This is a genomic window from Marinomonas maritima (assembly GCF_024435075.2).
Classification (GTDB): domain Bacteria; phylum Pseudomonadota; class Gammaproteobacteria; order Pseudomonadales; family Marinomonadaceae; genus Marinomonas; species Marinomonas maritima.
The window spans coordinates 1,230,708-1,254,297 of sequence record NZ_JAMZEG020000001.1; the positions used below are offsets into that span (position 1 = coordinate 1,230,708).

The 23,590-nt window shown below is 43.2% G+C and carries 21 protein-coding genes and 2 pseudogenes; 18 read left to right on the forward strand and 5 right to left on the reverse strand.

All coding sequences use genetic code 11. The features are described 5' to 3' along the window. The first annotated feature begins 18 nt into the window (after positions 1–18). The 7 genes from M3I01_RS05825 (at position 19) to dld (ending at position 9,461) form a co-directional block, all read left to right on the forward strand. A complete protein-coding gene (locus M3I01_RS05825) occupies positions 19–921 on the forward strand; it encodes a LysR substrate-binding domain-containing protein (RefSeq protein WP_255894716.1) in 903 nt (300 codons plus the stop codon). Positions 922–1,265: 344 nt separating this feature from the next. Continuing rightward, positions 1,266–2,519: a sarcosine oxidase subunit beta family protein gene (locus tag M3I01_RS05830; RefSeq protein WP_255894717.1), complete on the forward strand. Its 1,254-nt coding sequence runs from the start codon at positions 1,266–1,268 to the stop codon at positions 2,517–2,519. Between the two features lie 12 nt (positions 2,520–2,531). Continuing rightward, positions 2,532–2,852, forward strand: a complete 321-nt coding sequence (locus tag M3I01_RS05835) for a sarcosine oxidase subunit delta (protein WP_255894718.1) — start codon at positions 2,532–2,534, stop codon at positions 2,850–2,852. After that, on the forward strand, positions 2,849–5,866 hold the full coding sequence (locus M3I01_RS05840; protein ID WP_255894719.1) for a sarcosine oxidase subunit alpha family protein: 3,018 nt from the start codon (positions 2,849–2,851) through the stop codon (positions 5,864–5,866). Before M3I01_RS05835 ends, M3I01_RS05840 begins: the two co-directional genes overlap by 4 nt. Continuing rightward, a complete protein-coding gene (locus tag M3I01_RS05845) occupies positions 5,859–6,530 on the forward strand; it encodes a sarcosine oxidase subunit gamma (RefSeq protein ID WP_255894720.1) in 672 nt (223 codons plus the stop codon). The genes M3I01_RS05840 and M3I01_RS05845 overlap by 8 nt, the downstream gene beginning before the upstream one ends. An 81-nt stretch (positions 6,531–6,611) precedes the next feature. Continuing rightward, positions 6,612–7,478: a formyltetrahydrofolate deformylase gene (gene purU / locus M3I01_RS05850; protein WP_255894721.1), complete on the forward strand. Its 867-nt coding sequence runs from the start codon at positions 6,612–6,614 to the stop codon at positions 7,476–7,478. 246 nt (positions 7,479–7,724) lie between these two features. Continuing rightward, entirely contained in the window at positions 7,725–9,461 is a 1,737-nt protein-coding gene (gene dld, locus M3I01_RS05855; protein ID WP_255894722.1) for a D-lactate dehydrogenase, read from the forward strand. Between the two features lie 97 nt (positions 9,462–9,558). Here the strand turns inward: dld and M3I01_RS18565 are convergent, their stop codons facing one another. Together M3I01_RS18565 and M3I01_RS05860 are read right to left on the reverse strand one after the other, a co-directional pair. Beyond that, on the reverse strand, positions 9,559–9,855 hold the full coding sequence (locus tag M3I01_RS18565) for a type II toxin-antitoxin system RelE/ParE family toxin (protein WP_394358966.1): 297 nt from the start codon (positions 9,853–9,855) through the stop codon (positions 9,559–9,561). Beyond that, positions 9,855–10,055 carry an addiction module protein gene (locus M3I01_RS05860; protein WP_255894724.1) on the reverse strand — a complete coding sequence of 67 codons (201 nt, stop codon included), beginning with the start codon at positions 10,053–10,055 and terminating at the stop codon, positions 9,855–9,857. The genes M3I01_RS18565 and M3I01_RS05860 overlap by 1 nt, the downstream gene beginning before the upstream one ends. A gap of 141 nt (positions 10,056–10,196) precedes the next feature. On the opposite strand from M3I01_RS05860, the gene M3I01_RS05865 reads away from it, so the two are divergent. Next, the gene (locus M3I01_RS05865; RefSeq protein WP_255894725.1) at positions 10,197–11,678 is read left to right on the forward strand and encodes a carboxypeptidase M32; all 1,482 of its coding nucleotides are present in this window, start codon (positions 10,197–10,199) and stop codon (positions 11,676–11,678) included. Positions 11,679–11,748: 70 nt separating this feature from the next. On the opposite strand, the gene M3I01_RS05870 is transcribed toward M3I01_RS05865, so the two are convergent. Then, positions 11,749–11,871, reverse strand: a complete 123-nt coding sequence (locus M3I01_RS05870; protein ID WP_255894726.1) for a hypothetical protein — start codon at positions 11,869–11,871, stop codon at positions 11,749–11,751. A gap of 343 nt (positions 11,872–12,214) precedes the next feature. Here M3I01_RS05870 and M3I01_RS05875 point away from each other — a divergent pair, with 343 nt between their 5' ends. From M3I01_RS05875 to M3I01_RS05915, 8 genes are all read left to right on the forward strand, one after another. Further along, positions 12,215–13,102, forward strand: coding sequence for a DMT family transporter (locus M3I01_RS05875; RefSeq protein WP_255894727.1), 888 nt, complete (start codon positions 12,215–12,217; stop codon positions 13,100–13,102). Between the two features lie 146 nt (positions 13,103–13,248). Then, the gene (locus M3I01_RS05880; RefSeq protein ID WP_255894728.1) at positions 13,249–13,491 is read left to right on the forward strand and encodes a DUF1272 domain-containing protein; all 243 of its coding nucleotides are present in this window, start codon (positions 13,249–13,251) and stop codon (positions 13,489–13,491) included. A 100-nt stretch (positions 13,492–13,591) separates the two neighbouring features. Beyond that, on the forward strand, positions 13,592–14,197 hold the full coding sequence (locus tag M3I01_RS05885; protein WP_255894729.1) for a pyridoxamine 5'-phosphate oxidase family protein: 606 nt from the start codon (positions 13,592–13,594) through the stop codon (positions 14,195–14,197). 729 nt (positions 14,198–14,926) lie between these two features. Beyond that, positions 14,927–15,451 (forward strand): P-loop NTPase family protein, encoded by a 525-nt coding sequence (locus tag M3I01_RS05890; RefSeq protein WP_255894730.1) that lies wholly within the window; start codon positions 14,927–14,929, stop codon positions 15,449–15,451. Between the two features lie 230 nt (positions 15,452–15,681). Further along, on the forward strand, positions 15,682–16,113 hold the full coding sequence (locus M3I01_RS05895) for a helix-turn-helix domain-containing protein (RefSeq protein ID WP_255894731.1): 432 nt from the start codon (positions 15,682–15,684) through the stop codon (positions 16,111–16,113). Positions 16,114–16,189: 76 nt separating this feature from the next. After that, a complete protein-coding gene (locus tag M3I01_RS05900; protein WP_255894733.1) occupies positions 16,190–16,603 on the forward strand; it encodes a VOC family protein in 414 nt (137 codons plus the stop codon). A gap of 323 nt (positions 16,604–16,926) precedes the next feature. Continuing rightward, positions 16,927–17,517 (forward strand): helix-turn-helix domain-containing protein, encoded by a 591-nt coding sequence (locus M3I01_RS05905; protein ID WP_255894734.1) that lies wholly within the window; start codon positions 16,927–16,929, stop codon positions 17,515–17,517. Positions 17,518–17,685: 168 nt separating this feature from the next. Then, on the forward strand, positions 17,686–18,039 hold the full coding sequence (locus tag M3I01_RS05915; protein WP_255894736.1) for a DUF1428 domain-containing protein: 354 nt from the start codon (positions 17,686–17,688) through the stop codon (positions 18,037–18,039). Positions 18,040–18,089: 50 nt separating this feature from the next. Here the strand turns inward: M3I01_RS05915 and M3I01_RS05920 are convergent. Beyond that, a pseudogene (locus M3I01_RS05920) lies at positions 18,090–18,444 on the reverse strand (transposase); the annotation flags it as partial. Between the two features lie 308 nt (positions 18,445–18,752). Here M3I01_RS05920 and M3I01_RS05925 point away from each other — a divergent pair. Together M3I01_RS05925 and M3I01_RS05930 are read left to right on the forward strand one after the other, a co-directional pair. Further along, entirely contained in the window at positions 18,753–19,403 is a 651-nt protein-coding gene (locus M3I01_RS05925; protein ID WP_255894737.1) for a hypothetical protein, read from the forward strand. Positions 19,404–19,462: 59 nt separating this feature from the next. Further along, positions 19,463–20,152 (forward strand): annotated as a pseudogene (locus M3I01_RS05930) (DUF3307 domain-containing protein); the annotation flags it as partial. 137 nt (positions 20,153–20,289) lie between these two features. Here M3I01_RS05930 and M3I01_RS05935 read toward each other — a convergent pair. Next, positions 20,290–23,184, reverse strand: coding sequence for a ligand-binding sensor domain-containing protein (locus M3I01_RS05935; protein ID WP_275564972.1), 2,895 nt, complete (start codon positions 23,182–23,184; stop codon positions 20,290–20,292). Between the last annotated feature and the right edge of the window lie 406 nt (positions 23,185–23,590).

Below are 23,590 nucleotides of genomic sequence, written 5' to 3' on the forward strand. Positions count from 1 at the left end.
TCATTAATAGAGGACACTGTGAGTAATAATCACATAAAGAGACGTTTACCTCCTTTGGGTGCATTGACGGCCTTTGAGTCATCTGCGCGCCATCAAAGCTTTTCACGTGCTGCTCAAGAGTTGCACTTGACCCACGGAGCCATCAGTCGAGCGGTTGCACAAATTGAAACGCGCCTAGGCGTGGACTTATTTGTGCGACGCAATCGTCGCGTTTACTTGACTGCCGCCGGACAGCGGCTAAAGAAAACGGCCACCGAAACTCTAGATGCTTTGAGTCTCACCGTAGAAGAAATACATCGGCACGACAGCGGCTCGCCTTTTTTAACGATTTCCTGTGAGCCAAGTTTAGCAATGCGCTGGTTAATGCCGCGATTAGGTGAATTCCGAACGCTCTGTCCAGAATTAAACGTTGATTTGCGCATGGCGGGTGGGCCAATTGATTTACTGTCTGAAAATTGTGACATTGCTATCCGAAGGATGGACTTCGGCGTGAACGACGACTATCAAATCACAACGCTTTGCTCTGAATTAGCCGGCCCAGTATGTACAACCGCCTATTGGAATGACCATATTGCTCAAGATTTAAGTAACGCCAACTGGTTACACAGTCGAACTCGACCCAATGCATGGGATGATTGGAAAGCGGCTTACGGTTTGGAAAGAATTACTCCAAAAAGTGAGCAGCACTTTGATCACTTTTTTTATAGCTTGCAAGCTGCCCAAGATAGGCTTGGGATTGCCATTGGTTCAGTACCATTAGTGTCTGACGATCTAAAAACGCAGAGACTCATTGCGCCATTAGGTTTACAGCCCACCGGCTATGATTACGCCGTACTTACTTTAGAGGATCCAAGCCAAGACCCGAGAGTTTCCGCTTTTTGTCGATGGTTAATGGAATCAATAGATCAAATGAACGAATAGAATTAAAAAGTATCCATATGATTCATGGGGCGCTAATTTAGTGAAAGTTATGGCATACAATATTCTTATTCTGAACGTCTTCTTCTTTCGTAAAAAACGCGTAAACAGGCCGTTTGACCCTCTTTCTTTTTGCTATTTTTAGCCTTGATTAAAAGCGTCATTTTTCCTCTGTCGTAAATTGTCATCCGCTGGACGCTCCCAAGCATAAGATCGTAAATTTTTATCTCTATTATCACGGTGAAAGCTCATTCTATGGCGTCTTCAGTTAGCTGAGCGTCGCAGCCATTTTAATCACACCACGATAATCGCTTGAGTCGATTGTTTTATGTAAGGGAGCTGATCTGATGCAGCATTATTCAGGCTTTGGGTTGTTAAAGCACAGTCTTAGCCACCACGAGAACTGGCAGCGGGTATGGCGCAATCCAACCCCTAAAAAGCAATACGATGTCATTATTATTGGCGGCGGTGGTCATGGCTTAGCAACAGCATATTATTTAGCTAAAGAACACGGTATTACAAATGTTGCTGTGTTGGAAAAAGGCCATTTGGGCGGCGGTAATGCGTGTCGTAATACCACGATAGTACGTTCTAACTATCTTTGGGACGAATCGGCCGCTCTGTATGAACATTCTATGCAGCTATGGGAAGGTCTAGCGCAAGAGCTGAATTACAACGTCATGTTTTCTCAGCGAGGTGTTTACCATACCTGCCATACATTGCAGGACATGCGTACCAATGAACGTTTGGTGGCCGCTAACCGTTTGCAAGGCATTGATAACGAAATGGTTGATGCAGAACAGTTACAAAAAGAAATTCCAACCTTGGACTGCTCGAAAAATGCTCGTTATCCCATCATGGGCGCATCGGTTCAGCGTCGTGCAGGTAATGCCCGCCATGATGCCGTGGTTTGGGGTTATGCACGAGCAGCGGATGCGTTGGGCGTTGACTTAATTCAAAACTGTGAAGTCATCGATATGGAAATTAATGATGGCAAGATCACAGGCGTAAAAACGAAACAATACGGCTTGCTAAAAGCGGATCGTGTTGGTTGTGTTGTTGCTGGTAACAGTGGTGTGTTGGCGAAAATGGCTGGTTTTGAATTGCCAGTAGAATCACATCCATTACAGGCGTTGGTGTCTGAGCCGATCAAACCCTTCCTTGATACGGTCGTGATGTCTAATCATGTTCATGGTTACATGAGTCAGTCAGATAAAGGCGATTTGGTCATCGGTGCTGGCATTGACGGCTGGGTAGGCTATGGCCAACGTGGGTCTTACGGAATAATTGAACATACGGTCCAAGCCATTGTTGAAATGTTTCCTTGCGCCAGCCGAGTTCGAATGAACCGTCAGTGGGGTGGTATTGTTGATGCTTGCCCAGACGCCAGTCCAATTATTTCTGAATCACCAGTGAAAAATTTGTTCTTTAACTGCGGTTGGGGAACGGGTGGATTTAAAGGCACGCCGGGTTCTGGCAACTTGTTTGCTCATACCCTAGCGGATGGGAAAGCACACCCAATAGCCGAGCCTTTTTCTATGAAACGTTTCTATACTGGCGCACTGATTGATGAACATGGTGCTGCCGGCGTAGCGCACTAAAAGGGGATTGAAATGTTACATATTTACTGCCCGCATTGTGCGGAATACCGTGTAGAAGAAGAGTTTCATGCTGTAGGTCAGGCGCATATTGCCCGTCCGTTAGACCCTGAAGCCTGTTCTGATCAGGAGTGGGGCGAGTTTTTGTTTTTCCGAAAAAATCCACGTGGCCTTCATCATGAATTATGGGTGCATGCTGCCGGTTGCCGGAAATTCTTTAATATGACTCGTGACACCCAGAGCTACGAAATCAAAGAAGTTTACAAGATTGGCGAGCAGCCATCTTTTGTCGCTAGTCCTGCTCAGCAACAAACTACGTCAGGAGCGCAATCATGACCCAACAGAATCGCCTCAATAACGGAGGTCGCATTGACCGCTCAACACCGTTAACTTTTACCTACAACGGTAAAAAATATAAAGGCTACAAAGGGGATACGTTGGCATCTGCGATGCTAGCAAACGGCATTGACGTTGTTGCGCGTAGTTTCAAATACAGCCGTCCTCGTGGCATTGTGGCGGCGGGTGCAGAAGAACCGAATGCCGTACTGCAACTGGGCGCGACAGAAGCGACTCAAGTACCCAATGTTCGAGCCACACAACAAGAGTTATTTGATGGCTTAGTGTCAGCGTCGACAAATGGCTGGCCAAGTGTTGATACCGATATCATGGGAGTGATCGGTAAGATTGGCGGTAATATGATGCCCCCAGGTTTTTATTATAAAACCTTTATGTTTCCAGAGTCTTTGTGGGATACCTACGAGTCAATAATTCGTAAAGCGGCGGGAATAGGGCGCGCACCACGAGAAAAAGATCCAGATACTTACGACACGATTAATCAGCATTGCGATGTGATGATAGTCGGTGCAGGACCTGCCGGTCTGGCCGCAGCTTTAACCGCAGCGCGCGGTGGTGCTCGAGTCATTATTGCGGACGAACAGAATGAATTTGGTGGTAGCTTACTGAACGGCACCGAAAAATTGGATGGCAAACCAGCATCTGAGTGGATTCATGCTGTTGTTGAAGAGCTGAGTACGTATGATGATGTAATATTGTTGCCTCGTTCAACGGTCAACGGTTATCACGATCATAATTTTCTTACTATTCATGAACGTCGCACGGATCACCTAGCAGATATCGCGCCTGCTAATATGACTCGTCAGCGCATGCACCGAGTGCGTGCTAAATGGGTTGTATTAGCAACGGGTGCTCATGAACGTCCGCTGGTGTATGCCAATAATGACGTACCTGGTTGTATGATTACCAGTGCTGTATCGGCTTATATCAATCGTTATAGCGTCGTACCTGGTAATGATTTGGTGGTCATGACGACCAATGATTACGGCTATCAAGCGGCTTTGGATTGGGCCGATGCAGGTCGTAATGTGGTCGCGATTGTTGATACACGTGATACCGCGATAGGTGATCGTATAGAAGCCGCGCGTCAACGTGGACTGAATATTATTTTAGGCTCTGCGGTGATTGAAGTGCAGGGTACTAAACGTGTCACCGGCGTTTCTGTAGCGGCATTGAATTCTGACGGCACTAAAGTGGTTGGTTCAGTGACTAAGTTGAAAGCGGATACGGTTGCCACCTCTGGCGGCTGGAGTCCTGTTATTCATCTATCTTGTCATACTGGTAGTCGTCCCGTTTGGAGCGATTCTGTCGTGGGTTTCTTGCCAGGACCAACGCCACAAAAACAGCTGACGGCTGGTGGCACCAATGGTCAGTATGAAACGTCAATGGCTTTGCAAGAAGGTTTAGACGCAGGTCAGAAAGCGCTAGCTAACATAAGTTTGGCAGCGGTTGAGGTTGTTTTGCCTAAGGTAGAAGCCTTAAAAATCGCGGCACCGATGAGCTTGTTCCATATTCCTCATCTGAAACCGACGTCTCAGGCGCCTAAGCAGTTTGTTGATTATCAGACAGATGTGACGGCTGCGGGTATTGAAATCGCTTGTCGCGAAGGCTTTGAAGCCATCGAGCACGTGAAGCGTTATACCGCGATGGGATTTGGTACTGACCAAGGTAAATTAGGCAACATTAACGGCATGGCCGTTGCTGCCAAAGCTTTGAATAAATCAATTCCTGAAACGGGTACCACGATTTTCCGCCCCAATTATACGCCAATTGCGTTCGGTGCGATTATTGGCCGTAACTGCGGTGCTTTGTTTGAGCCAGAACGTTATACGGCAATGCATAAATGGCACGTTGAACAAGGTGCGATGTTTGAAGATGTTGGCCAGTGGAAACGTCCATGGTACTTCCCTAAAGATGGTGAAAGTATGCAACAAACCCTTAATCGTGAGTGTTTGGCTGTACGTAATGCGGTCGGTATTCTGGATGCATCAACCTTAGGGAAAATCGATATACAAGGCAAAGACGCACGTGAATTCCTTGGTCGTGTTTACTCTAACGCTTGGGCTAAATTGGCGGTGGGTAAATGTCGTTATGGCCTAATGTGTGGCGAAGACGGCATGGTATTTGATGATGGTGTCACAGCTTGTCTTGGTGAAAACCACTTTCTTATGACCACCACCAGTGGTGGCGCCGCACATGTATATGAGTGGTTGGAAATTTATCATCAAACAGAGTGGCCTGAACTGGAAGTCTATTTCAATACAGTGACTGATCATTGGTCTACGGCAACGATTACTGGCCCTAACAGCCGGAAGTTGTTGGAAGAGCTGACGGATTTCGACGTTACGAATGATAATTTCCCCTATATGGATTGGAAACAGATTACGGTGGCGGGTGTGCCTGCACGTGTTTTCCGTATTTCTTTCACGGGTGAGCTATCTTTTGAGATTAACGTACAGGCTAACTACGGCATGGCGGTATGGGAAAAACTGATTGAAGCGGGTGATAAACACGGTTTGACCCCTTACGGCACAGAAACCATGCACGTTCTTCGCGCCGAGAAAGGTTTCATCATTGCGGGTCAAGATACGGATGGCTCTGTTCATCCTTTTGATTTGGGAATGGGCTGGTGTGTTTCTAACCAGAAACCCTTTAGCTACATTGGTAAACGAGGTATGAGTCGTTCTGATTGTGTGCGTGAAAACCGTAAGCAATTAGTTGGTTTGAAAACCAAAGATCCGAAGCAAGTGATTCCAGAAGGTTCCGCAGCGGTATTGGATCCAAAAGCGCCAATGCCTGTACCAATCGAAGGCCATATCAGCTCAAGTTACTGGAGTGAATCGCTTGGTCATTCCATTGCGATGGGCTTCATTAAAGGCGGTTTGGATAAAATGGGTGATACTGTTTATTACCCATTAGCCGACGGCACAGTGATTGAAGCTGAAATTTGCAGCCCGATCTTCTTTGATCCGAAAGGGGAACGTCAAAATGTCTGATGTAAATGTAATGACGGCTGCACAAAGCGCAGCTACGAAAGCCGCAGTAATGAATCAGGTGCCTGATTCTAAGATTGAAGGGCAGTCGCCGCTTCATCACGCGGATTTTGACAACCTTGCAAAACAAGGACCTCAATCTGGTGGCGTATACCTTTGTGAACGTAAACTATTAGGTCATTTGACTCTGCGTTGTAATCCGAATAATGCGGATCAACTAACGGCAGTAGAGCGAGTTTTAGGTGTGGCTTTGCCATTACAACCACTCACATCGGTAGAAAACGATAGCTACTCTATCCGTTGGATGTCACCTGATGAGTGGTTGATTTTAGTACCGGGCTTGGAAACCTTTAATATAGAAGCGGCATTTCGTGATGAAATGCCGGGCCATTATTCACTGGTTAACAGCAGTGGTGGTTCGACGGTATTAGAAATATCGGGTGAAAATGCGATTGATTTGTTGAAAAAATCGACTCCGATTGATCTGCATCTAACGGTATTCCCAGTCGGGAAAGTTGTGTCGACGTTGTTTGCTAAGACCACAACAACCATACGTCGACTTGATGAAGCTCGTTTTGAACTCGTTATTCGTCGTAGTTTTTCTGATTATGTATGGCTATGGATTCAGGATGCTAGTCTGGAATATGGCCTTGTAATCGAAGCCTAATTTTTTATTTACCCCTCTGCTAAGGCTGGCCGTGTAGCGGTCAGCCTTTTTATTGGCTCAAATGATATTAAGAGATAGCTTATGAAATCAAAAACCTTACCTTGGATTTTTACTGCCAGCTGCCCGAGCCTTATTGGTACTGTAGATGTTGTGACTCGATACATGGCAGAAGCGGAAAACTACATAGACGAAATTCACTCTTTTGATGACAGAGAATCAGGTTTGTTTTTCATTCGTATTGAGTTTTTCCCTCCAAATGACGGCTTTAGTGAAGCGACGTTCACTGAAAAGTTTTCTTCCCGCGCGGCAGAATTTGATATGACGTGGGAATTGACGGCGCCAAATCATAAGCCAAAAGTGGCGATTATGGTGTCGAAATATGACCATTGCTTGAACGATTTACTCTATCGTTTCCGTACCGGTCAGCTGAATATCGATGTAACGGTTATTATTTCAAATCACCCTGACCTAGAAGAACTTGCGAAATGGCACGGTATTCCGTATTACCATTTGCCCATCACAGCCGAGACCAAGCTAGAACAAGAAGCGAAGGTACGAGAGCTGATCGAGCAATACGATACTGAATTGGTTGTCTTAGCGCGTTACATGCAAGTGCTTTCACCAGGCATGTGCGAATACCTAGACGGCCGTGCGATTAATATCCATCATTCTTTATTGCCAGGATTTAAAGGCGCTCGCCCTTATCATCAAGCGTGGGAAAAAGGCGTCAAAATGGTCGGCGCAACCGCCCATTATGTTAACAATGACTTGGACGAAGGGCCGATTATCACTCAAGGCATTCAAACGGTAAACCATGCGCATTTCCCAGAAGATCTTGTGGCAAAAGGACAAGACATCGAACGTGTTACCTTGTTTAATGCAGTGAAATATCATGTTGAAAAACGTGTCTTCTTAAATGGTAAACGCACGGTTGTGTTTGGTGGGTAACGTCTTTTTTTTTAAGTAAAAAAATAAGCTAAAAACACACAAAGGGTAAAAGCAAAAAGCCGTTCGGGGGAGCGGCTTTTTGCTTTTCATAGAATATAAAATTTTCTTGATATTTAAAGGTGATAACCCCCCCTATTGTGAAAGCGACAACGTCTATTTTAGTGTGTGTGATTATGAGTGTTTTTTACCGATGGGTAAGTCGAGTATACTCACTGCTTTCATTCAACACGTCGCGAAGTATTTTTTATGACAGCAACCCGTTTTAGCTTAGACCTGGCCGAAAAATTAAAGGCCATTGTAGGAAGCCAGTACACCTTAACGGACGCAGATAAGAAGAAACCCTACAGCAATGGTATTCGATTGGGTGGCGGTGAGGCTTACGCCGTGGTTCGTCCTAGTAGCTTGGTTGAGATCTGGAAAGTGCTTCAAGCCTGTGTTGAAGCAGATGTTATTGTCATTATGCAAGCCGCCAATACTGGCCTGACCGGTGGTTCCACGCCAAATGGTGCGGACTATGATCGTCCGATTGTGATCATCAGTACCATGCGAATCAGCGATATTCAGCTCATTGATCAAGGCAAACAGATTGTCGGTTTGGCAGGTAGCACGTTATTTGGTTTGGAAGAGCGACTAAAACCCTACGGTCGCGAACCTCATTCAGTGATTGGTTCTTCTTGTATTGGCGCGTCTATCGTTGGTGGTGTGTGTAATAATTCTGGTGGCGCACTGGTTCAGCGTGGCCCTGCTTACACAGAAATGTCCCTGTTTGCGCAAGTGACAGAAAATGGCGAATTGCAATTGGTGAACAACCTAGGCATTGATTTGGGCCGTAACCCAGAAGAGATTCTAGCCAATTTACAGAACCAAACTTATCAAGAAACCGACGTACAATTTCCTGATAAACGCGGCTCTGATAACGAATATCATGAGCGTATTCGTGACGTAGACGCGGAAACACCATCGCGCTTCAACAATGATCCGCGTCGTTTGTATGAATCGTCTGGTTGTGCCGGTAAATTGGCCGTGTTTGCGGTGCGCATCGACACCTTTCCAATCCCTGAAAAGCATCAAGTTTTCTACATCGGCACAAACGATCCCGCGGTGATGGAACAAATGCGCCGTGACATGTTGTCGACCTTTACTAACTTGCCTGTGTCTGGCGAATACATGCACAAAAGTAGTTATGACATCAGTAAAAAATACGGCAAAGACAGCTACTTGGTGATCGACAAACTGGGTACGAAATACATTCCTAAAATGTTTGCCATCAAGCGTACTGTGGATCGTTGGGCTGAAAAATTCAGCTTCATGCCGAACAAATTTTCGGATCGCATCATGCAATACATGAGTCAGATGTTTCCGAATCACTTGCCGAAGCGCATGGAAGATTTTCGTGCAAAATACGACCATCATTGGATCGTCGAAACCAGCAATGACGGCGTAGCCGAAGCACAAGCGTATTTAGACACCTTCTTTAAAGACAACGAAGGCGGCTATTTTGCTTGTACCGACCGCGAAGCGGCTCAGGCTATTTTGCATCGCTTTGTGACGGGCGGTGCTTTGACCCGTCATCACATTATGAATGGCAAAGACCTTGGTTCCATCATGACGATTGACGTGGCATTTCCGCGTAACGAGCGAGATTGGTTCGAAGTATTGCCACAAGACATCGACGATAAAATTGCCGTAAAAATGTACTACGGACACTTCTTTTGCCATGTCATGCACCAAAACTACATCATGAAAAAAGGCGTCGACGGTAAGGCGGTGAAAAAACAAATTCTTGCCAGCTACGACGTACGTGGTGCGGAATACCCAGCCGAGCACAACGTGGGCCACGAATATTTGGCGAAACCCGCATTGCGCGCGTTTTATCAAAAAACTGATCCAACCAACAGCTTCAACTCTGGCATTGGTGGCACCAGTAAACTGAAAAACTGGCATGAACATACTGATGATCAAGGCAGCTGTGGCTGTAAATAATTGCACCGGTTATAACGCAAAAAACCGAGACGTTTCTTTTAAAAGCGTCTCGGCTTTTTTTGTAGGTAGGTGGTGAACCGTTAATAATCTATTTTTGTTAGCTTCGTAACATCCATTTTCGGGGTTCACGAGCGCAATGCATGACAGCAAAAATAACAACCATATTTTGCTGAATAGTATAGAAAACACCATACGGAAATTTATTTATTAAAGCCCTATGAAGTTTCTTGTGAGCAATTGGGTATTGTCTTGGATGAGTTGAAATTTTTAACAATGCATCTTCAATACAAAGCATAAACTCGGTACCGAGGCCTGCTCTACAGTGTTCGAAGTATGAGTAAGCTTCTTTCAGGTCATCCTCGACCTCTGGGCGTATCCTTACTTTATATAGCATTATGAACCTAATATTTTAGACTTTATCGTTTTCCAATCTGAGCCGATATTTTGATCTGATTCGAATTGTGCCAGTCTATTATCTAATTCATTTTTTTGTGCTGCCGTTAGTTCAATGGCGTTCTGGTCATTTGCGACAGAGTCCCAAAGCTGCTGAGCTAACGTCACTTTTTCTCTCGCAGTTAAATCATTTAGCTTCATCATCGTCACCTAACAATATTTGATGTCTAAGAAGTATAAAACGATTTAAACTAAATGTAACTGATCGCAGCTATTATGTCGCTATCACTCATTTACACCAATCTATAAGCGGAACAACTCTCGCATAGGATGAAAACAGCAATGTCTAACTACGATCAATTAACGTCACACTACCAAACGATTCATCACTTTAATCATGCCGAGTCTATGCTCAGTTGGGATGCCGCGGCGAACATGCCATCTGGTGGCAGCAATGCGCGCTCAAAAGCCATGGCCGAATTGTCGGTTCATATCCATCGTTTATCCACTCAGCCTCAACTTGAAGAGTGGTTTGGCAACGCGGAAAAAGAGTCTTTAAACACGGAACAGAAGGCGAGCCTGCGTGAGATGAAGCGCAAGTGGCAACAAGCAACGGTCGTGCCGGAAGACTTAGTGCAAGCGCAATCCATAGCGAGTTCAAAATGTGAACACGCTTGGCGTTCACAACGTCAAGAAAACGATTGGGTAGGGTTTGAGAAGAACTGGAAAGAAGTCGTCGCCTTGTCTCGTGAAGAAGCGAAAATTCGCGGCGAAGCGTTAGGTCTTACTCCTTACGACGCCATGCTCGACAAGTTCGAACCGGGTACCACAACCGCTTCTCTTGATGCCTTGTTTTCAGATGTCAAAACGTGGCTGCCAGAGCTGATTGAAAAAGTGCTCGTAAAGCAGCAATCTAATTCTATCATTATGCCGTCAGGTACTTTTTCTACCGCCTCGCAAAAAGCGCTCGGTCTGGAAGTCATGAAGCTACTGAAATTCGACTTTGATCGCGGTCGATTAGACCAAAGTGTTCACCCGTTCTGCGGTGGCGTTCCGTCTGATGTGCGTATTACGACCCGTTACGATGAAAAAAATTTCGTACAAGCCTTAATGGGTATTGTTCACGAAACAGGCCACGCTCGTTACGAACAAGGCTTACCAAGTGCCTTTGCCGGCTTACCAGTGGGTGAGGCGCGTTCCATGGGGGTTCATGAATCACAATCGCTCTTTTTTGAAATGCAGATAGGCCGCTGTAAACCCTTTATTTCCCACTTGTCGCGCCTTTCTGCCGACGCCTTTAACGCGCACAAAGACCCCGTGTTTGCTGAAGAAAACCTCTACAAAATCTACACACAGGTGAAAAAAGGCTTTATTCGAGTCGATGCAGACGAACTCACGTACCCAGCGCACGTTATTGTGCGCTACGAAATCGAACGTGACTTGATCAATGGCGTGATTGAACACACCGATGTCCCTGCGATTTGGGATGAAAAAATGAAAGCCTCCCTTGGGATCTCAACCAAAGACAATTACAAAAATGGCTGCATGCAAGATATCCATTGGACTGGTGGCTCGTTCGGTTACTTTCCTTCCTACACACTAGGTGCCATGTACGCCGCGCAATACAAAGCCACTATGACAAAAACCGTCGACATCGACGCCGCCATTCAAAGTGGCGACCTAAGCCCAATCTTCCAATGGCTCAGCGACAACATTTGGTCACAAGCTTCTCTTCACACCACAGATGAACTAATAAAGCGTGCGACAGGCGAAACACTCAATGCTGCGCATTTTAGAAAACATCTAGAAGGGCGGTATTTGTAACGGCTGTATTCCCTCCCTTTTCTTCAAGGGGGGGATTATCACGAACTGTCCCTTACCCTTATTACTTGAATTAAAGAGCCAAGGGGAAGACTAGGATGAGGTTATTGCTGTTCACAACAAGATACGCGATCACTTCGTAGGCCTGCATGAGGGAGGCACGACCGTAATCAGGCACTGGAAACGCAGTTTTCATACTGCCTTGTAGGTCGAGCCTTTAGGCCAACAATATAACAAGACAAAAAAGACAGACATGAAAGCCATATCGGTCTTTTTTTATTTCAAATCTCTAATAATCCAACGCCATTGTTGCCATTTCTATTGTATTTTCAAATGATGCACAGCCTGTGATAAAAAAGCCGTTATGACTGATTAGGGCATTATTTAAAGCGGCTGAAATAGCTCGGGTTGAGTGTCTTTTTGTCTGTCTTCGTTTACTGTTTATTTTCAGTTCTCAAAAAACATCAAACAAGTGGGAGCTTGTCGGTTAAACTCTCCCTCTTTATGTATGCGGTAATAATGCTAACTGGATCAAACACATGGCTCACAACTACACACCTACTTTTAAAAACTGGCTTTCTCTGCTGCTACTCGTTCTGCTGTGGGGGACGTCATTTATGTTTACTGCTGTCTCACTGGAAAGCTTTAGCCCTGTGGCGATAGTCTCTCTTAGAGTTTTGATTGCAGCGATTATTCTAACGCTCTTTATGTATGCCAAGGGGTGGCGTTTGCCTGTGGACCTGTTGGCTTGGGCTGTATTTTTGCTGCTGGGTATTATGGGTAACTTGTTGCCATTTTTTCTGATCTCCACAGGTCAGAAGGATATTAGCTCGGGCATTACGGGATTGTTGATGGCATTTATGCCGCTGGCGACAATGATTTTGGCGCATTATTTTGTGTTAGGAGAAAGCCTTAATCGCTTTAAAGTCTTCAGTTTTGTACTAGGTATTACTGGCGTGGTGATTGTGCTTTGGCCGTCGTTAGTCGGCGCTCATAGTAACTTACTGAGTGGTCTGTTAATTTTACTCGCCACGTTTAGTTATGCAATAAATGCCATTTTGGTGAGGCGATTACCCTCCTATAACCCTGTTGTAACAGCGGCAGGCGTGATGATTATTTCCAGCATCGTTATAGTGCCGTTGTGGCTGTGGCAAGATTTACCGTGGCAACAAAGCTATTCTTTAAAAGCCACGTTATCCATGTTGTGGTTAGGTGTCGGTCCAACTGCGTTTGGCACCATTCTCTTGTTTGCCGTTATCGCCACGGCAGGCCCTACGTTTCTTTCATACATTAATTACATGATTCCTATCGTGGCGTATTTTACTGGCGTGCTTCTTTTGGGCGAAGCCATTGAATGGCAAAGCCTAGCGGCCATGTTATTAATAATTTTGGGGATAGCGCTAACGCGAAAGCGGGTTGCTGATTAAATAAAGACAGCCTTTATTATCATTGCTGTTCTGTTTCTATTCGACGAATTCGCAAACAAAAAAAGCAGATACCGACAAATCAGTATCTGCTTTTTAGATCACTCAAGTGAATTTAGGGTCTGAATTTTTCAAAATAGGAGTTTTGAATGTTGGAGTTGAGACCAAATTGCGAGTGTTATGATAAGGATTTGCCACCAGAATCAACAGAGGCGAATATCTGTACGTTTGAATGTACCTTTTGCACAAGCTGTGTTGAAGGTGTTTTGAATAATCGATGTCCTAATTGTGCTGGTAACTTTGTTAGACGACCAATTAGACCTATTGCCGCATTAAAAAATAACCCAGCATCAATTAAGCGGGTTTTAACAAATCAGGGTTGTGAGAGTTAACGGTGAGTGAACTGGCGTCAAATGAAAATATGTTTTAATGTTCATCTGGTCCTCAAAATCCCCTGTACTTTGTGTTAGCTTTCAATATGGAGTCGAAGTGATGAAATTTATAGATAATATTGGAGAGCTAGAAGACATGTATGGCTTGCCAAGCGATGCAGCATTAAAGAAAGTCATCAATATTATTACGCCAAGTTATAAAACTTGGATTGAAAAATCCTCTTTTTGTGTTATCAGCTCTGTTGGATTAGAAGGAACTGATGCATCTCCTAGAGGCGATGAGGGGCAGGTCGTTAAAATATTAAATGATAAAACCATTGCTCTACCTGATTGGCAGGGCAATCAGAGAATAGATACGATACGAAATATAGTACAAGATGGACGGGTATCTTTGCTATTTATGATTTCTGGATCAAACAACGTTATACGTATAAACGGGCAGGCAAAAATTACGATTGATAGTGAACTAAAAAAACACTTTATACATAAAGATCGTCATCCTAAAACCGTTATCGTAATAGAAGTTAGAGAAGTTTATTTTCAGTGTGCCCGCGCATTGATGCGGTCAGAACTATGGCAAAGTGGAGATCAGGCATCGGGATTGCCTACACCTGGTTCCATTCTTAAAGAAATTACAAATGGCGTATTCGATGGCGACACCTACGATTCAAGCTGGCCTGATCGCTGTCAAAAGTCTTTATGGTAAACACAATCTGAAGTAGCTAATAAGCGCGGTTAAAAATCATCTATAAAAGACTTGAGATAATGGAGATCAGAATTAAATTCATTTAATAATTTAGATTACTTCTACCTCAAGACCGACGGCTACTTTGGTTACTTCCCAAGCTATACATAGGAGCTATGTACGCCGCCGAATACAAAGCCACCATGAGACAAGGCGTCATCGACGCGGCTATTCCAAATAGTGACCTAAGTCCTATCTTTCGATAATATCTGGTCATAAGCGTCGCTTCATACCACGGATGACCTTATAAAACGCGCCACAGGGGAAACCTTTAATGCTACGTATTTTAGAAAACATCTGGAAGAGCGAGCGTTACTTATAGTTTAATAGAGTTGTAATGAGCGTCTTTGTTCCATCCTTTTTCTTCAAAGGGAAATACAAGGGCTAGGTAGAGGGATTTCTGCTCTTTGGCATATCAAGATTCTTGTTATTGTTGGTCTTTAACGGTATCTGCCCACTAAATGCCGTTTCAAATAAATATCTTTTTATAAAGCTCTTGGTGTTGACTCTTCAGTGGAGGCTCTGCAGAATACTTTTATGAATACAAATTACCTTACGCATCATTTTGTACGAATTATCATCGCTCCATAGGAGTGGTGGGATTCTTGATGCGTGAAACATATCAAACCCGCCCTAGAGGCGGGTTTTTTGTAACGGCTTCTGGGGTATATTAATCGCAGAGGGCGTGAAATGAAGAAAATAGCAGTATTTGGTAAGCCAGGTAGTGGTAAGTCCACATTCAGTAAACAGCTTGCGGCCCAGATAGGCATTAAACTTTATGCCATGGATACTATCTTGTATCAGGCCGATGGAAAGGAAATAGATTTAGAGGCATATACAAACATTCACGAGGAAGTACTTTCTGCTGACTCTTGGTTGATTGAGGGTTTTGCCCCTTTTACCGCATTGGGCTCTTTTTATCGCCGTATAGAAGAGGCTGACACACTAATATATATCGATCTTCCTTATTTTGTTTCTTATTGGCTGGTAACAAAGCGATTGCTCAAAGGGCTATTTAAAAAGCCGGAAGGTTGGCCGCAAGGCGCTTCTATCGTGAAGGGCAGCTTGTCGAGTTACAAAACGCTTAGGCTGTGCCCAAAGTTTTGGAATCGAGCATTTTTGCGTAAACTGGAAGCGCAATCGTCAAACAAGAAGTTATATGTGATCCGCTCTCTTGCACAATTGAATCGATTTATTGAAACTCAAAAGCCTTAAAATTGGCAGGACAGACATACCAAGGCTCTTATCATTGCTGGGTTTTAAAGATGTTTGTCCTGTTAGCAACCTTATTTTTTTGTGTTTACACTGGCAGGAAATGAAAAAGCATTTATTATAAATAAGTAATCAAAATCCACAGTAGGAATAACGTGCTGTAGATAAAATAAATAACACGCACGCCCACTTTCCAGTTTTTAATTTTATTTAATAGAAAAATTTGAAAATTCATGATTAGGCACTTTCAATACAAAAAAATATGTTCAGGCCGAGACTATTTACAAGAGCACTACACTGACTCATTTAGCTTAAGTAAAGTGGCTGAATATTCGTGCATGTCTCAATTTCATTTTTCTAGAGTTTTTACAAATGTATTTGGTGAATCACCTAATACATTTGTCACTAGACTAAGAATTGAAAAAGCAAAAAAAATGCTGATAACAAAAAATCTTAGCATAAGCGACATTTGTGCAGAAGTCGGTTATTCAAGCGTTGGTAGCTTTTCTTCTCTTTTTAGTGAAAAGGTAGGTATGTCACCTTCTCAGTACCGTCGAAAACTTCGGAGCTTAGCAAATGATCCTAACTGCTTTCCGATGCAATCTATCCCGCTTTGCTTCTCACAGAATTTATTTGGCTTTGGGGGCAATCAGATAAAGAAGTGAAGACAGCAATATAGAAGAAAAGAAGCACAGTTGTTTCTGTTAAAATTTTGATTCATATTTAACGAAGGGGTGCAAAATGATACAGGCGATAGTTCATGTGACGGTATATGTATTAGATCAAGATGAAGCCTTAAAGTTCTATACAGAACAACTCGGGTTTGAAATCGGGATGGATATGACAATGGATGGAGGGTTTCGTTGGCTGACGGTATTCGCAAAAGCACAGCCTAAGCTTGAGCTAGTATTAGCTGAGCCAAAAGAAGGGCCAATGTTTGATAAAGATTCGGCTGAAAAAATCAGGGGTTTAGTTTCAGCTGGTGCATTTGGAGTCGGAGTCTTTGAAACTGATAATTGTCAAAAAACGTACGAGGAGCTGGTTAAAAAAGGCGTTGAGTTTACTCAACCGCCAACAGAACAATTTTATGGGATAGAAGCACTGGGAAAAGATAATTCTGGTAATTGGTTTAGTTTAACTCAACAAACGACTTAACAATGACATGCAGCTGACCAACAAAAGCAGGGGTTGCGTTACCTTACTTTGTTGTCGGTTGATGTTACCCAGTATAATACTTTTCGATAATTGGTTCGTATATTGCCAAATGTCAGAGAAAGCTAAGGCTGATTTTCAAAATCTACTCTTAGAATCTTTATTCAGCGGGCTTAACAAATCAATGCAGCCGACTGCTAACGCGACGGCTGATTGACGCGTTAGCAGTTTGTCGCCCCTTTGACGTATTGTTGGCATTAAACTGTCGTATACGATTTTTTAAATTTTTATATACTGTGGTCTCAAAATTAGATGTTGGATGTGTGATGAAGGTTAATACTAAAAATATATTAAATGAACGAAAATCAAGAGCATGGAGTCAACAACATTTAGCTGATGTAAGTGCTTTAAGTTTAAGAACAATTCAAAGAGTTGAGAAAGAAGGTACAGGCTCACCTGAAACAGTGAAGGCACTAGCGGCTTGTTTTGAATTAGACGTGAATGAACTACTTGTGCAAGAAGAGACTAGAAAAAATTCATTCGAAAGAAATATTAAAATGAAATTGGTTACAATGTGGTCTTCATTTATTGTTATTTTTGTCAGTACTATATTGTTTTTTGTGCAACCTACAATGGCATTTAATATGGAAATTAGTGCGGATCAGATAGAAAGTTCTGATGAAAATAACTATCAACTATATAGCGGTAATGTAGAAATATTTGTGCCTGAAGAAATCACTTTTGAAGTCGAATCTGATGAGCTTTGGGGGACAGATACAGCTTCGGTTGTAACGAGGAGTGTGAAGGTAAAGTTTGATGAGGCTACATTATTGGTAGGCGATGGTGTGATCATTAAAGTCGACAAAGGAATAAAAATCACGACAGATTACGCTGAACTCCACCCTTTATCACTATGATAGAAGACTGCTAACAAACAATTTAAACATGATTTGGCGTGCGTGGCGTTTTTACTATGCGATGGTTTTAGTGATTAAGGCGATATGCGGCGTCGGTATTGCGTGCCTCACGCCTTAATTGGGCGTTATTTGAACTTCTAACCAGTAAAGTATTATAAAGGGGAATATATGTCTTATGTCGATGGCTTTGTAGCCGCAGTACCAACAAAAAATAAAGAAAAATACATTGAGCATGCTAAGTTGTCCGCAGTCGTTTTTAAAGCTCACGGAGCGCTTAAAATTACAGAAGCTTGGGGTGATAATGTCCCTGATGGTGTTGTTACATCTTTTCCTATGGCTGTAAATTGTGGCAAAGACGAAACTGTCGTTTTTTCATCTGTTGTATGGCCGACAAAGGAGATTCGTGATGCTGGTTGGGAGGCAATTATGGAAGATCCTAGAATGCACCCAGATCAAAACCCAATGCCCTTTGATGGTAAGCGTTTAATTTACGGTGGCTTTGACGTTATTTTAGAAGAGTAGCAACGAGGTATCATTCACATAAGAAGTGACTATGGTGTCAATTCCTGATGTTAAACCATTTTAGGATCCCACATGACACCATTTCTCACCATCGAATTTATGATCACTGCAAGTTTTTTATACTGACAATGATGTCGGTTTTTTTAGGCTTCCCAGCCGTTATCATTCGTTTTAAATTTCGGATTACATCGAATGGCTGGCATCATTGCCATTCACGTCGCGGTTCTGATTTTAGATCTTCCACCACGTATCATTCGTTTCCCTTGATAAACGCTATTCTCTGTATTAAGCGGGGCGACGCCAACTTTAAGGCGCAGCTTCTTTATTGTTCGCATAGCCGAGCTCAGGCATGTCACTTGGTAGATTAAATGCAGCCGCATTTTCGACACCGGAAACACTTCGAATAGTGGACTTCCCAAAGTTTACTAGACGGTAGTAGATCAAAAATACGTTACAAAACCACTTTGCTTTTAAACGTTAATGTCGACGTTCGTTGATTTTGATGTGATTTTTTAGCGGTTAAATATCACTTCATAGACGAATTGGTCAAAGACCTAGAGCCGCGTTATTTGTATTTAATTAGATTCGTTGAGGCTGAATAGATTTTTTTGGCCTAAATGGGCTAAATTTTCATTATTAGCTTTAATTGGCTAAATTTGCATTATTAGCTTTAATTGGCTAAATTGGTTTTAGTCTACAAAGGAAGTGTTAATATGGCGCCTACCAATAAACTCATTGCTGTGATCAGTGGCGATATTGTCAGTTCAACCAAGTTCACTTCTGGTGAGTATGAACAGTTGCTTGAAAGGATAAAAGCGATTCAATCATGGATCACCGAAGGGCATTCATCAAACGCACACAGCATTGAGCGTGGCGATGAGTTCCAGAGTGTGGTGCATGATATTGAAAATGCGCTGAGATACACCATTATTTATCGAATTGGTATTAAAGCGCTTGGAAAAGAGTTCGACTGTCGCATTAGTTTTGCAATTGCTCCTAATGCTGATCTGCGCGAGTTAGTTTCTGAATCGATGGGTGACGCATTTTTTCTTTCTGGCCGTGGGCTAAAGACCTTGAAAAACGACAGGTTGCTTTTTAACTCTGACAACATTGAACTCGCTGAATACTTTGACTTACTCTTAAAATACCTAGATAGACAACTGACGGATTTAACCTCACGTCAATGCCAAGTGATGCTGCCAATGCTTCGAACCAATGAAGACTTGTCGATTAGTACGCTAGCTGAAAAGCTCAATGTGGCAACTGCGACGGCCAGTAAATCCCTTAAAGCGTCTGGTTGGCCGCTCATCAGTGCGCTAAATGTACGATTCATTAATCAAATGGCGGAGCTGAAGCATGCTTGATTTTTTGGTGTTCTCATTCCGTTCTTGCTGGTGCACATCCTCTGTGATTTTACCTCCAGCCAACCCGATGGGTAGACGCAAAGAAAGAGCATACCTACCGTTCATTTGAATTGTATTGTCACTCACTATTACACGGCGTTGCGCTACTCGTTCCTGCTGTCGTGTTAGGTATCGATTGGTACTCAGCGGCTTACTTAGTCGCTATCGTTGCGGTAAGTCATTTTGTTATCGATCTGTGGAAGGTAACCACACCGAATGGTGATACGTTTTCTTATTTTGTTATTGATCAGGCTTTACATGTCTCGGTGCTAGTGGCCATTGCTTTTTACATGACAGATGGAGCAACGATTGATGCTGTGTTGCAACATGAGACGTTCTCGGATGGTGTTATGGTGGTCTTTGCTTACTTACTCATTCTCAAGCCGACTTCGGTTACGATTGGCAGCGTTTTAAGAAAATACCCAATATCAGGTACAGATGAAGATAATAGTATTAGTGGTCTTGTTGCTGGTGGTGAGTTGATCGGGTACTTAGAGCGAGTGTTAATACTGACCTTTACGCTGGTGGGGAGCTACGCCGCGGTGGGGTTTGTATTAGCGGCTAAGTCCATATTTAGGTTTGGTGAGTTGAATAAATCAGACGATCGAGGTATGACTGAATATGTGCTGATTGGTTCATTACTATCGGTGGTGATTACAACACTGATAGGGACCTTAATATCGCTTGGCTTGGATGTGGCAATTAAGTGATCAATAAAGCATTTGGTCTTTATGGCTAAACGATAATGGTTGCAAGATCGTGCATTTTAGAAGACTACTTGAATGAAAAAAGCCGAGACATCATTCGAAAATGACATTTCGGCTTTATACTTTATATCAGTCGGCGGTTATTCTTGCCAAATTTCAACTCGATTACGCCCTTGTTTTTTGGCTCGATATAATGCTTGGTCGGCGAGTCGAAGCAAGCCTTGATAGCTTTCTACACTATGAGCGAACGCGACGCCCATACTGACGGTCATTTTGAAGTCGGTAGCGATATTGCTATAGTCAAATGTTTCAATGGATTGACGAATATTGTCACAGTGAGCTGCAATATTAATATCATCCACGCCTTCAATCACTAACGTGAACTCTTCACCGCCCCAACGAGCAACGTGCACCTGCTGACTTGCTATGAGCTGCAATTGGGCCGCTAAGGATTTTATAGCTTGATCGCCAACAAGGTGGGAATAATGGTCATTGATTTTCTTAAAATGATCGATATCCATAATGACTAAGATTAGCGAGGTTTGTTGTTGCTTGGCTTGTACAAAACCCTCGCTTAACCATAGGTCAAAAGCGCGTCGGTTTGGTAGGCCTGTTAGTTCATCTTCATTTGCTTGACGTTGGAAATCTTCCGATTGTTGACGTAAATCGTATGTTTGTTTTTCAACTAGGGCTTGCAGTCTTAACTCATTTTTTTGCAGTTGTTTAAAGCGCCAGCGTAGGCTGCCAGCTAAAATGATAAGGATCAATAATGCCACGCCAATTTGCACCTCTAGACGCTGCCAAAAATGGGGTAAAATAGTAATTTCATATATTTGATCGGCACTGTTCCAATCACTGTAAGGGTAACGTGCACTGACAAGAAATTGATATTGGCCCGGTGCTAAATTTGTATATTCAGCGATGGTGTTTTTCCCCCTAGAGGCCCACGTGCTTTCAAAACCGACAAGGCGGGTACGGTATTCAATACGGGACGACATAACGTATCCTAGCCCAGCATAGTTGAATACCACTCGGTTGGTTCCCGCCGGTAAAACGTTTTTTTTGTTCGCTAATAGGACATGACCGTCGGCAGAAATTGATTCAATCGTAATGGGCAAATGGGCAGTATTTTTTTGCGAGATAGTCGAGCTATTGACCATGGCAACGCCTTTGGCGGTGGCAAACCATAATTTACCATTGTCCATCGCAACAGCGGCGGGGTTAGAACCGCCATTTGCCTGAGCACTTGCTAAACCGTCACTTTCTGAAAAATGCTCAAATGCGATCTTATTCTGACGTCCATCTGCCACAGCATGAGCTGCATGGTAGTCTACTCGCCATATACCTCGATTACTGGTTAACCAAAGCCCATTTGTTCCGTCGTAAATGACTTGAAATAGCTTATCAATAGGCAGTCCAGAGCGACGTCCCACCAAACCTAATTGACCATCTTCTTGGCTATAACGTATTAAGCCTCGGTCTGTGGCAATCCAGACATAACCAGGTTCGACCCAGAATCCAAAAGCATACTCTGCACCTTCTTGGCTATTAATAGGGACAATCTCAAAGCCATTCGACGTTAATTTGGCAACGCCAACCCCAGTACCAACCCAGATCTGGCCTTGGTCATCTTCTGTTAACGCCATAATATAATTGTCAGGCAGACCATCATCACGAGTAAAAAGCCGTTGTTGCCCAGAGGCCGTCTTTTGTACTAGGCCATTTGTTGTGCCAATCCATAAATTATTATGGCTGTCTTCTAAAATGGCTCTTACTTCATCGCTGGGCAATCCACTGACGTAATTAAGGTAATGCGATAACTGGTTGTCTTTCCATAGCATTAAGCCGTTAAGATACGTGCCCACCCAAATACCGCCTTCGCGTCGCTTAGCAAAGCTCAGAACCGAAATGGGGCTGCCTGAATTGAGTCGCGCTTCATGAGCGGTATTGTTTCTAATAAGGCTAAGCCCTTCACTTGAACCGACTAACACGGACTCAGCATCCACGTCGATGACGCTACGGACATAATCGCCCACTAATGCGCGTTTTTTTGTCCAAGTCGTAAAAGGCGCCTTACGCAGTCGCATTAAGCCGCCGTTAGTACCAATCCAAATACTGCCTTCCAAGTCTTGTAATATCGACAGTACTCTATTATTGGGTAAGCCTGATTGAGTATTTAAGGTCTCGATATGGCCCTTATCAAACCTCATAACACCCTTGCTTACGGTGCCCAGCCAGAGGTCTTTTTCATCATCTTCCATCAAAGTGGTGATGGCTTCGCCTGCTAGGCTTGGGTGTAATAATGAAATTTTGTCGTCTTTTATTGTATAGGCGCCTCTATTGGTTGCCACCAATAACCCTGTATTTTGTGTTTCTAGGATGGAATAGATATGCAGCTTTGATAAACCATATTGCGCTAATACTTCCTGTGTATTGTCCCTGTTTAGCTTAAATAAGCCGTTGTCTGTTGCTGCCCAAATTTGACCTTTAGTGTCTTCAAGTAATCGATAAACGCTGAGATTTTTTAATACCCAAACTTCTTCAGTAGAATCGACATCTATACTCGGTTTCGGCCGATAAAATACCCCCAAACCTTCAACTGCAACCCAAACATTGCCAGAACGGTCTTTGAGTAAATGATTTACCATGCCGCGAGCCGCAGGTTGAGGTTGCCAATGGTCATCTTGGTGATAGGTTATTCCGCCTCTAGCACCGGCTACCCACAAGCCATTGTTATCATCTGATATGAGTGTTCGTATGCCGGAGTCAAGAATCCCTGTTTTTGCCGAGCGCTCGAAAAAACGAAAATCGCGGCCATTATATCGAGCAACCCCTTCCCAAGTCGCAAACCATAAATACCCGTCTGAGGTTTGTGCTATGGCATTGATACTATTGTGCGGTAAACCTTCCTGAGTGGACCAAGTGTCTTTGAAATAATCGGCAACAGGAGTGTTCGCATGAGCAACATTGAAAGTACATATCAGTACTATTCCTAACCACAATGGCATTACTTTTTGCGGATTGATAAGCGTCATCCTTTTCTCATCCTTATACAAATTAGAAGTGTCTAGCCTGATAGCGTTCGTTTTAAAAGACGTTATTTAAGTAGCAGGACATGCAATATATTGGTTTTTTGACTTTAATATGAAGTGAATACCAAGATTTACTGTCAATGATCTTTATAAAATTGGCGGGATGGTATCACAACGATATTAAGATCAATGTATTTAAATGTTACTGAAAAGTCTTAAATACTAGTAAAAGTTGTATCGAATTGATCTGTTATTTAAGAAGTGCTTAGGTTTTAAATCCCACTATATATAAATTATATTTATACATAGTAGGGGGGAGTGTATTCAACGTTGCTTTGAAAGCGAAAAAAGAACCGTTGTTATTAATAATAGGAATGCAAGGCTATAAATAGTTAGGGGCAGGTAAAAA

What these genes read in the sequence shown, in the direction of transcription:
- M3I01_RS05830 (WP_255894717.1), top strand. Translation starts at nt 1,266, where the DNA reads ATGCAGCATTATTCAGGCTTTGGGTTGTTAAAGCACAGTCTTAGCCAC.
- M3I01_RS05835 (WP_255894718.1), top strand. Translation starts at nt 2,532, where the DNA reads ATGTTACATATTTACTGCCCGCATTGTGCGGAATACCGTGTAGAAGAA.
- M3I01_RS05840 (WP_255894719.1), top strand. Translation starts at nt 2,849, where the DNA reads ATGACCCAACAGAATCGCCTCAATAACGGAGGTCGCATTGACCGCTCA.
- M3I01_RS05845 (WP_255894720.1), top strand. Translation starts at nt 5,859, where the DNA reads ATGTCTGATGTAAATGTAATGACGGCTGCACAAAGCGCAGCTACGAAA.
- purU (WP_255894721.1), top strand. Translation starts at nt 6,612, where the DNA reads ATGAAATCAAAAACCTTACCTTGGATTTTTACTGCCAGCTGCCCGAGC.
- dld (WP_255894722.1), top strand. Translation starts at nt 7,725, where the DNA reads ATGACAGCAACCCGTTTTAGCTTAGACCTGGCCGAAAAATTAAAGGCC.
- M3I01_RS18565 (WP_394358966.1), bottom strand. Translation starts at nt 9,855, where the DNA reads ATGCTATATAAAGTAAGGATACGCCCAGAGGTCGAGGATGACCTGAAA.
- M3I01_RS05860 (WP_255894724.1), bottom strand. Translation starts at nt 10,055, where the DNA reads ATGAAGCTAAATGATTTAACTGCGAGAGAAAAAGTGACGTTAGCTCAG.
- M3I01_RS05865 (WP_255894725.1), top strand. Translation starts at nt 10,197, where the DNA reads ATGTCTAACTACGATCAATTAACGTCACACTACCAAACGATTCATCAC.
- M3I01_RS05870 (WP_255894726.1), bottom strand. Translation starts at nt 11,871, where the DNA reads ATGAAAACTGCGTTTCCAGTGCCTGATTACGGTCGTGCCTCCCTCATG.
- M3I01_RS05875 (WP_255894727.1), top strand. Translation starts at nt 12,215, where the DNA reads ATGGCTCACAACTACACACCTACTTTTAAAAACTGGCTTTCTCTGCTG.
- M3I01_RS05880 (WP_255894728.1), top strand. Translation starts at nt 13,249, where the DNA reads ATGTTGGAGTTGAGACCAAATTGCGAGTGTTATGATAAGGATTTGCCA.
- M3I01_RS05885 (WP_255894729.1), top strand. Translation starts at nt 13,592, where the DNA reads ATGAAATTTATAGATAATATTGGAGAGCTAGAAGACATGTATGGCTTG.
- M3I01_RS05890 (WP_255894730.1), top strand. Translation starts at nt 14,927, where the DNA reads ATGAAGAAAATAGCAGTATTTGGTAAGCCAGGTAGTGGTAAGTCCACA.
- M3I01_RS05895 (WP_255894731.1), top strand. Translation starts at nt 15,682, where the DNA reads ATGATTAGGCACTTTCAATACAAAAAAATATGTTCAGGCCGAGACTAT.
- M3I01_RS05900 (WP_255894733.1), top strand. Translation starts at nt 16,190, where the DNA reads ATGATACAGGCGATAGTTCATGTGACGGTATATGTATTAGATCAAGAT.
- M3I01_RS05905 (WP_255894734.1), top strand. Translation starts at nt 16,927, where the DNA reads ATGAAGGTTAATACTAAAAATATATTAAATGAACGAAAATCAAGAGCA.
- M3I01_RS05915 (WP_255894736.1), top strand. Translation starts at nt 17,686, where the DNA reads ATGTCTTATGTCGATGGCTTTGTAGCCGCAGTACCAACAAAAAATAAA.
- M3I01_RS05925 (WP_255894737.1), top strand. Translation starts at nt 18,753, where the DNA reads ATGGCGCCTACCAATAAACTCATTGCTGTGATCAGTGGCGATATTGTC.
- M3I01_RS05935 (WP_275564972.1), bottom strand. Translation starts at nt 23,184, where the DNA reads ATGACGCTTATCAATCCGCAAAAAGTAATGCCATTGTGGTTAGGAATA.